Source organism: Moorena sp. SIO2C4 (assembly GCF_010672485.1).
GTDB classification, from domain to species: domain Bacteria; phylum Cyanobacteriota; class Cyanobacteriia; order Cyanobacteriales; family Coleofasciculaceae; genus Moorena; species Moorena producens.
Genome location: NZ_JAAHGN010000216.1, coordinates 1 through 8,633, shown reverse-complemented (window position 1 = coordinate 8,633; position 8,633 = coordinate 1). Strand labels below are relative to the sequence as shown.

General features: G+C 43.1%; 7 protein-coding genes. 3 read left to right on the top strand and 4 right to left on the bottom strand.

Annotation, left to right across the window (positions count from 1 at the left end; translation table 11 throughout):
- Positions 1-140: 140 nt before the first annotated feature.
- From F6K20_RS13760 to F6K20_RS13750, 4 genes are all read right to left on the bottom strand, one after another.
- On the bottom strand, positions 141-1,082 hold the full coding sequence (locus F6K20_RS13760) for a polysaccharide pyruvyl transferase family protein (RefSeq protein WP_008178472.1): 942 nt from the start codon (positions 1,080-1,082) through the stop codon (positions 141-143).
- A 52-nt stretch (positions 1,083-1,134) separates the two neighbouring features.
- Entirely contained in the window at positions 1,135-1,527 is a 393-nt protein-coding gene (locus tag F6K20_RS39945) for a Uma2 family endonuclease (RefSeq protein WP_008178474.1), read from the bottom strand.
- Positions 1,515-1,847, bottom strand: coding sequence for a Uma2 family endonuclease (locus F6K20_RS39940; RefSeq protein WP_008178476.1), 333 nt, complete (start codon positions 1,845-1,847; stop codon positions 1,515-1,517). Before F6K20_RS39940 ends, F6K20_RS39945 begins: the two co-directional genes overlap by 13 nt.
- A 212-nt stretch (positions 1,848-2,059) precedes the next feature.
- A complete protein-coding gene (locus tag F6K20_RS13750; protein WP_008178477.1) occupies positions 2,060-3,121 on the bottom strand; it encodes a hypothetical protein in 1,062 nt (353 codons plus the stop codon).
- Positions 3,122-3,597: 476 nt separating this feature from the next.
- Between F6K20_RS13750 and F6K20_RS13745 the strand changes: the two genes are divergently transcribed.
- From F6K20_RS13745 to F6K20_RS13735, 3 genes are all read left to right on the top strand, one after another.
- Positions 3,598-5,112, top strand: coding sequence for a hypothetical protein (locus F6K20_RS13745; RefSeq protein WP_287295011.1), 1,515 nt, complete (start codon positions 3,598-3,600; stop codon positions 5,110-5,112).
- Positions 5,105-6,439, top strand: a complete 1,335-nt coding sequence (locus tag F6K20_RS13740; RefSeq protein WP_008178479.1) for a DUF1822 family protein — start codon at positions 5,105-5,107, stop codon at positions 6,437-6,439. The genes F6K20_RS13745 and F6K20_RS13740 overlap by 8 nt, the downstream gene beginning before the upstream one ends.
- A 95-nt stretch (positions 6,440-6,534) precedes the next feature.
- Positions 6,535-8,633, top strand: a 2,099-nt coding sequence (locus F6K20_RS13735; RefSeq protein WP_287295009.1) for a CHAT domain-containing protein, incomplete at its 3' end; no start/stop codon positions are given.

Here is an 8,633-nt window from a genome sequence, read left to right as displayed (position 1 = left end):
CAGGAGGGGAACGGGAATCGGGAATCGGAACCCACCCCTAACCCCTCCCAGGAGGGGAACGGGAATCGGGAATTTTTCACTGATAGAAGGTTACTTGATATCATTACATTCCTTAGTTCAGCAACCCCAAAATTGATAATTCATTCTTGATAAGTCATCCTTGATTTCAATTTATCTAATTTTTCTTCCAATTGAGTGGTAAGTTGCTCGATCCGATGGTCATTACTTAAGTAGGGAGATGTAGTTTGAGCGATTCTGAATAGTTGAGTAGCGATTAATTGTTGTTTTTCACCCCAAAGTGTCTTGACTGAACGCAACTGATCTTGTTTGAGCCAATTAAACCAAAAGTGAGCATAACGGATTGAGGAACGAATTCCCCGTGCTGTTCTAGGATATAAATCCCAAAGAGGCATGATATATTGGGGTTGGTATTTCAAACCAACGGATAAGCACCAATCCTGCCATTTAAATGCCAATATAGTTGGATTAGTGCAGATGGGAATCCAAGGAATTCGTAGGGCATCGGCTACAATGGCTCCATGCATAGCTTCTGTTAGTAAGATGTTGGTTTTGCTGATGGCAGATAATACTTGCTCGACAGGCAAACTAGGGTCAATATACTTAAAGCCGATTTGTTCACAAATTTGATGCCAGGCTTGACCGCCATATCTGGCAGATTTAGCATGGGGCATAACGGCAAATTGATGGATTTTTTGACTGGTTGGATGGAAGAGTCGTCTGACTAGCACTGCTCCATCGGTAACGGCTAATTGAGGGGAAATGTCTAAGGCTTTGGCGGAGAGGGGTCCTCTTACACAGTAAATTGTCCAGGAATCTTGGAGTTTTGGTAACTTTTCATAACCGACTCCGCTACTAAAAATGATGATTCGGCTAGCATTGGGTAAACGCTTGGGGAGTAAATTATTTAGGAGGGTACCGATTCCAACAAAGGCGGTGCTTTCATCCTCATCTAGTAAGTTAGGGATTAACTGTTGCCATAGCCAAGGGTTTAGGTCATCGCCGAAGTTATTGAGACCACCAGGGAATCGTTTCGATGAATATTGGTAGTAGAATAGTTTCATTATTGTTATCCCCTAATATGTCGTATTTTACTTCGGTAGAGCCACTAAAGATTTATGTTCCGGCCTTGACCAGCTGGTCAACAGTTAGTTTTAGTTCTGGGAAAGTTGGTGATTCAATAGATTCACAGCCTGTAAAGGTTTTGCCTTCTTTATATTCATTATCAGCTAACTCGTATATCCAAACTGTAGGAATTTTAGGAGACCCAATGTATCGGGTTCCTCCCAGAGCTTTATAGTCAACAATCCAGTATTCTGGAATGCAAAATTTTTCATATTCAGCCAGTTTGGTTAGATAGTCATCTTGCCAGTTGGTACTAACGACTTCCACGATTAACTTAGCTGATTTACCGATTGAGATACTTGACCTGTCTTGATGCAGTCGCTCATGGGGGGGACCCCCAAGACCGCTTAGGTGCGCTTTCCGTAGGCGAATTAAATTCGCCACGGGTCGCACCTCTGCATCGCTTTTTTCCAGTATGGATCTTCCGCAACAGTTTGTTTATCCAATACAATGATATCTGGTAAATAGCCTTCTCCCTCTTGATAGGGTTTGACAAGACAAGTTCGAGGAATAAAGTAGGGTAGTGAAAGTCTCTCAATGTCAACATCTATCTTTCTGGCGATGAGAGCTGCTACTTGTTCGTGGAAACCGGTGGGACGCATAGCTACAATTCTACCATTCCGAAGTTCATAGTTTCCTCCATCCTCTGGGTACTGTTCTAAGAATTCATCAAAGGTTAATAGTTTTGATACTGCTTGAACCATAGTTGGGACTGGTTAATAAGTAGTATTGGGTTAGTATCTAGTTTAAGTATAGCGTTTTACAATGATAGGTTAAACTATTGGTTGCTAAAAAAGGGCTGCATCTATACTCCCTATTCCCTAAAAACCAGCGGTGTAAGTACATCAGCAAATTGATAAATGTTATATAATAAGGAGATAAAACCCATGTACCAAAATCCATTTGCCATCGACTTTTATATGGAATTGTTGCTAGCCAATAAAACTCTTGTTAGTTTATTTTTAACTCGATTTCCCTGAAAGCCAATATAACCCTGTCCCAAGGTAATCTGTTGAGACCAATGAGATTGATTGCACCAACGATAATAGGCAGGTAAGGCAATAGTTTCTAAGAAATAACGCCACTTCTTGGTAGTACTTGAAGGGGTAATCGCTTTGGCACGAATTCGACCATTATTAACCATAGCGCTACGTAAATTAGGCTCTTCTTTCAACCGCTTAAGGGCTGAAATTAACGCGCTAGGGGTAGCCACTTCCAGATAGTCTAGTGGGCTATAGCGTTCTACTTGATAAGCAGCTTCACATCCGAGAATAGCAGGAACCCCCGCTAGCCAAGCATTGTAGAGTTTGGTAGCTGGTTTGGTCAGGTAATTGCGGTGGAGGCAGCCTGTGTTGCCCTCAAAGCTACGCACAGCCACAATAGCATCAATCTGACTGTAGTCATGCCAGCGATTGTCTAGGTTGCTATAGTCATGCCAACGATTGCTATTGATTACTGGTTGCCAAGATAACCCTAGTGCTTGGAGTTGTTGTTGCCAGGAGGGATGCTTTAACTGTAGCGCGAGATTAAATTCATGACCAAAGAAGGCGATGGTTTTAAAGCGATCGCATCGTGCTGGATGGCGCTGAATTAACCCTGGCTGAGTCCAGTGGGGTAGGTAGTAACTATTGCGCAAATGCATTGTTTCCAGAGGATTTTGTACCACATGGAGTTGAGCATAGGGATAGGGTCTTTGTTCAGCTTTAATACAAATCAGCAATAACTTTGGTCCTGGCTTGAGCTGGTTTTTGTGAGCTCGTAAGCAATTGCGGTGGCTCAGGACAATCCCTTCTCTGGGCAATTCTGCTACTAGTTCGCAAGGGAAACCATCGGCTTTCAGGCGTAGATAGGTTTGTAAAGTCCAGGCATAGATACCAATCCCAAAGCCTTTCCAGTTCTCATCGGCACTTTTGGGCATGGTGTCCGGCCAGAAACCCTGAGGAATGTAGAAGTAAATTGGTGGTAATTTATCGGTCATGTGAGGTACTTTTATTCTTGGTTTTAGGAAACAGGGAGTCGGGAGTCGGGAGCGGTGCGACCCGTGGCGAATTTAATTCGCCTACGGAAAGCGCACCGAGGGAGTCGGGAGCGGTGCTACCCGTGGCGAATTTAATTACGGGTCAAGGGCACCGAGGGAGTATAAAAAAAAATTTTTTTGTGCCTCATTAGACTAGTAATCCTAGCAATAATGATTAGCCATTAGGGATTACCCTGACCCAAAAATCCAGGGACTATTTGATAAGTGATTAACGGAACTTGATCTCAACTTTGGCGTCAGCTATCAGCGTGTCGCGTATCAGCCCAAGGCCAATGGCTGACGGCTGACAGCTGACAGCTGAATGCTTACACTTTGTCTTTATCTTGTGGCCAAAAAAAGCGCAATTTTACCATATCATCTTTTGGAAAAAATTACCCGTTTGGGTACTGCGAACCTAAGGATCTGTATGAGACAATATGGCACAGCTAAGCAAAAGTGTAAGGATGGTGCCTCTATCGAGATATTGGGAAATTTTAAGACTTGATCCTGCTAGTGTTGGGTGTGGTTACAAAAAACTGTTACTACCGCTGGCATGGGAGTTTTTTCAACAGAAGTGTCTAGAATTAGATGCTCCAGAAACGCGAACGCATTTGTCGGTGGAGCAGCATCGGGACATTCAAACCTCCCTATACGCCTGGTTTCACCCTGAGGCGTCTGGGTCACCCATAAGTCGTGCTAGAGCAGGACTTTGTCTTCGTTGCTATGTCTCTTACCCAATCCTGAAAGCTTGCAAGAAACTCGCTAGTTTATATAGCGCTAGTCATCACTTCACCTATCGGGATTTGCTGCCATTTGTGCTTGATGATGATGGTAAAGTACTCATCATCTTAGATCAGGATGGTACAACTCAACTTATCCTGAATGGCGATAGGGAAACCAAAAAAACCGATTACCAATTTTTTACCGTTGAAGTATTACGAAAATATAATCTGAATTCCCCATCCAAGTCTAGGTTAGATGATTGGGTCTACTATCAAACCAAACAAAATCCCAAACTCAAAGACTTCTTATCGGAGCGGGGACTTTGTTTTCTCAGTGACTGGGCGCTGCTGAATCGAGCTAGACCGACACAATTTGAACAACTCTTGCCACGCGATCGCAATATCCTAGAAGCCTTTCATGGGGTGTACCGTAGGGACAGACGCCAACAGCCAACAAAAAAAGCTAGACGTTGTCCGGATCCCACTCAGTCTCAACTTGAAGAAATGAGACACCTCTTGCAGGAAAAATCGGTAATTGTCAACTCTCTAGTACAGCTGAGGGATGAACTCAAACATCTAGCCAGACTGCTACGGCAATATGACATATGGATTCGCAGCGGATTTCCGCCATCGGAACCCCTAGAGGTGTCGGATCCGGATACTGGACGGAACCGAGAGTTACCAGACCGAAATTTTACCAACCCTTTAGATGCGATCGCACGACAAGAATTACAGCAATTCTGTGGTCAGCAACTCATAGCCTGTTTGGATTTGGGGATAGAGCAAGGGCTAACGGACCACATTACCAAGCTACAGCGCAGTCGAAGTTATGCCCGTTTTGCATCAAAGGTTATATCAGGTCTTGAACTGATCTACTGTCGCGGTAAATCTCAAGCCGAGATTGCCTCTATTTTAGGAATGACCAATCAGTCCCAAGTGAGCCTGGTGCTAAATCCAAAGGATCTGCTCAATCGGGTGCGGTTTTGGACAATAGACAAACTTTTCCACATTATCTCCCATGCAGCACATCAGTTTAATCTAGCAAATATGTCTAGGGATCCAGACTATTTTAAAAACCTAATGGAACACCTAGAAGCTTTCGTGGATGCTGAAGTCTTCCAAGAAGCAGCTGCAGAAATCATGACAGGGAAAAACCGTTCTACTAATAGCCTATATACCCAGCGACTATGCCGCTACCTTGAGAAAGCGATCCAGGAAAATCATGACTAGTTATTCTGTTAATTCCACCGACCTCAGGCTTGTGCAACCAGAATGTATTTGGTTAGAGTCCGAACAGTTTGAGCAAGCAGTACAAATGAGCAATCAAGTCATCTCAGAAGCACGCCAATGGCAAACCTATCTGAATGGACTAGGATTACTTAGTTTTACACAATGGTTAGAGGAAAAGTTATCTAATATCCTGATATCTCATAATTGTTGTTCTTTACGACAACCTAAATACGCTAATGTGATTGAAGCGGTATGTAATCTTATCGTAGGCGAATTTAAGATTTGTTTACTTACCAGTGAGAGTTTAATTGATGAAGTAGTCACTGTACCGATAGCCGCCATTGATTTACCAGAATTTGCTGCTCATTTCTATGTTGTAATTGAAGTGCAAGAAGAGCTAGAAACTGCTATTATTCGAGGCTTTATCCGTTACGACGAACTGGTTAATTATCGACAAGTTTGTAATTTACATCCTGAAGTTGATTGGAACTATAGTTTACCTCTATCATTGTTTGATCCTGAGCCAAATCACCTACTCTTTTATTTACGTTTCTTGGATTCCGCTGCCATTGAGCTACCAGTAACTTCCCCTAATTCACTCCCTAGGCTATCTCTGAATCAACCTGACTTGGAAACATTAGAAACATTATTAGATCGCCTACAATATCCTGAGCAAACTCTTTGGCAAACCTTAACTTGGGAGCAAGGGCTGACTATACTCCAAAGTCCTGAATTACTGGATTTGTTATATCAGTGGCAACTAACTTCCCACAGAACAAAGTCCCTTTCGATTCGGATTACAGAAGTATTTACTATCCTAACTCAAAAGGCTATCAATACCCAGGAATGGTTGGAGGGTAAATTAGACGAATTGGCTCAAGGTTTAGGATTGTTTATCCCTGAAACCATTACTGCGAATTCATCGGTATTTCGGTCAATTGATAAATTCGATAATGTGATTAATGAGCTTAGATATCAAGGAATGGACATTCCTCCCGAACCAGGTCGATCCTATCAGGACATTGATTTAGGTGAAATTGCTTTACGACTATGTGCCGTCACCTGGCCGATTGACTCTCCAATTCCTCCCCCAAAATGGTCATTGCTGCTAATTTTAGGAACCCAGCTTGGTACTCCTTTACCTGATGGATTCAAGCTACAAGTTAGCAATCTAAGGTCTATTATACATGAGCCTGTATCAGCGCTTGATGATCCATTTTTGTTTGCCCGTGTGGAAGGACGCTCAGATGAAAAATTTGTTGTAACTATTATCCCACCGGATAGTTCAGCACAGACCTTATCTCCTTATGCATTCGATCCTAGTTAAACAGCATTTTCAGTTATTGATTAAAAATGAAACAGGGAACATCGAATCTGTCAACAGGGAAATTTCATAAAAATATCCGAGGATTATTTTGGGTAATGACTACAGTTTTTGAAATTAAAATTTGGGATAAAAAAGATGATAATTCTTGTTTCTTTTTGCTGCTATGGGATGACAGAAGAAGGCAGCTATCTGCCAGCCTGAACTATTGCCAGGAAATACAAAGATGTTATCAACGGTGGCGACAGCGCTACACTAGGTTTTACGAATTTACGTCAGTGAAACCTATAGGAGATAGTGGCAGAATTAATCCTGGTTCAGGTGACCCATGTTATGATTTGATGGAGGCAGAAAGAGAGTTCCTCAATGCTTTCCAGCGTTGGTTAGGAGAAGGCGAGGTTCGTAAGATTCAACAGCGGATTCGAGACGAATTCACTCGTGTTGCTCACTTGATATCGGAAGACGGCAAGGGGATTGGTACTCACCCCAGTGTTGATATTTTCGTAGCTTGTGACTCTATAGAAATGGAACGGTTACCATGGGAAACTTGGGAACTTGCTCCTGAAGGCACACCCCTGGGGAGGGTTCGCATTTTCAGAAGCGCTATGGATAATCCGGATCCCATTGCTTGTACTAAGCCCCTGACAGCTTGCAGTGCGACCCCGCGCTTTTTCAAAGCGCTAGGGAACGCGCACCTTAGAAAAACCCGCATTCTAGCTATCTTCGGAGATGATCCCAGACTACCGTTGCAGGATGATTGGAAAGCTGTGCGATCGCTTAAGTCTATTGCTGAGGTCGAGCGAGTAACCTGGCAACCCCATGAAAACCATGTCGATATCAAAACCAAAATTGCTAATGCTATCTGTGATCAACGAGGCTGGGATGTGCTGTTCTTTGCTGGACATAGCGATGAAACCACAACCACAGGAGGAAGACTTGCGATCGCTCCGAATATATCCCTGTCGATTAGTGAACTCGAAGAAAAATTAACTCAAGCTAGAGAACATAGATTGCAGCTGGCCATTTTCAACTCCTGCAGTGGTCTGAGCATTGCCAACTCTCTGATTAAACTTGGGTTACAGGTAATAGTGATGCGGGAACCCATTCGCAATGATGTGGCTCAGAGTTTTCTCCAGCAGTTCTGTAAGCCCCTAGCTGACCATAGAGATGTTTACGATGCACTACTCGAAGCCTGTCAACATCTCCAATCCGTAGAGAAATTTGCCTATCCCTCTGCCTATCTGCTGCCCTCTTTATTTAATCCTCCCGGTTTGATTCCCTATCGCATTGAGCGGTTTGATTGGAAGAAAATGCTGCTGCAGTGGTTACCGACAAGACCAGAAGCGATCGCATTGGGAACAGTTTTACTGCTGAGCGTCATCCCAGCTATTCAAGTAGAATTATTGTTCGATATCCGAGCGTTAGTTCAAGCTGTCTATCGTAATTTGACGAATCAAGTACCAAAGCATACCTTAGCGCCTGTTTTGTTAGTTGCCATCGATCAGGAATCTCTAGATCAAGCTGATGAAGCAATAGAAAGCACACAAGGTAAGTTGATTGATTCCGAATACTTAGCCAAGTTGGTAAGACACCTATACGCCTTGAATGCTCAAGTAATCGGCATTTACTACAGTCGGCATATCTACCAACCTAGATACGAAAACCTTGATCAAGCCATTCGCTCTGCTGTGGAAAAGCAGAATACTTGGTTTGTGCTAGCAACAGATAAACAAGATAAAGTCGCTAGTCGCAAATGGAGTTTAGAAGGGTACATAGACTTTGAGCCTTGGACTATTGAACAGCCTCTAGATCCCACCTGTATAGACGAGTCATGTCCGTTTGCCTATCAGCTAGCAGTAGCTCATCTGCTCAATCACCAGTCATCTTCAGATAGTTTACCCCAGCCAACATTAAACAGTACAGTAGATTTTCAGTCCCAAGTCAGTGATTATCTAAAGCCAGGAAAGACTCACAATCAAGGGCTGATTCCTTTCAATCAATCTGCTCCTCCTTTTGGACTAGCTTCCATTATTGACTTTTCTATTCCTCCTAGACAAGTTTACAAATCTATTACAGCTAAGGAACTTCTCAATTTTCCTGTGCCTAATCCAGAACTCCAACACCATGTGATGCAGCAAGTTGTTATCATCACCCATGGTGACTACAATGACACCGAAGATGACTTTTACTTTCCGTC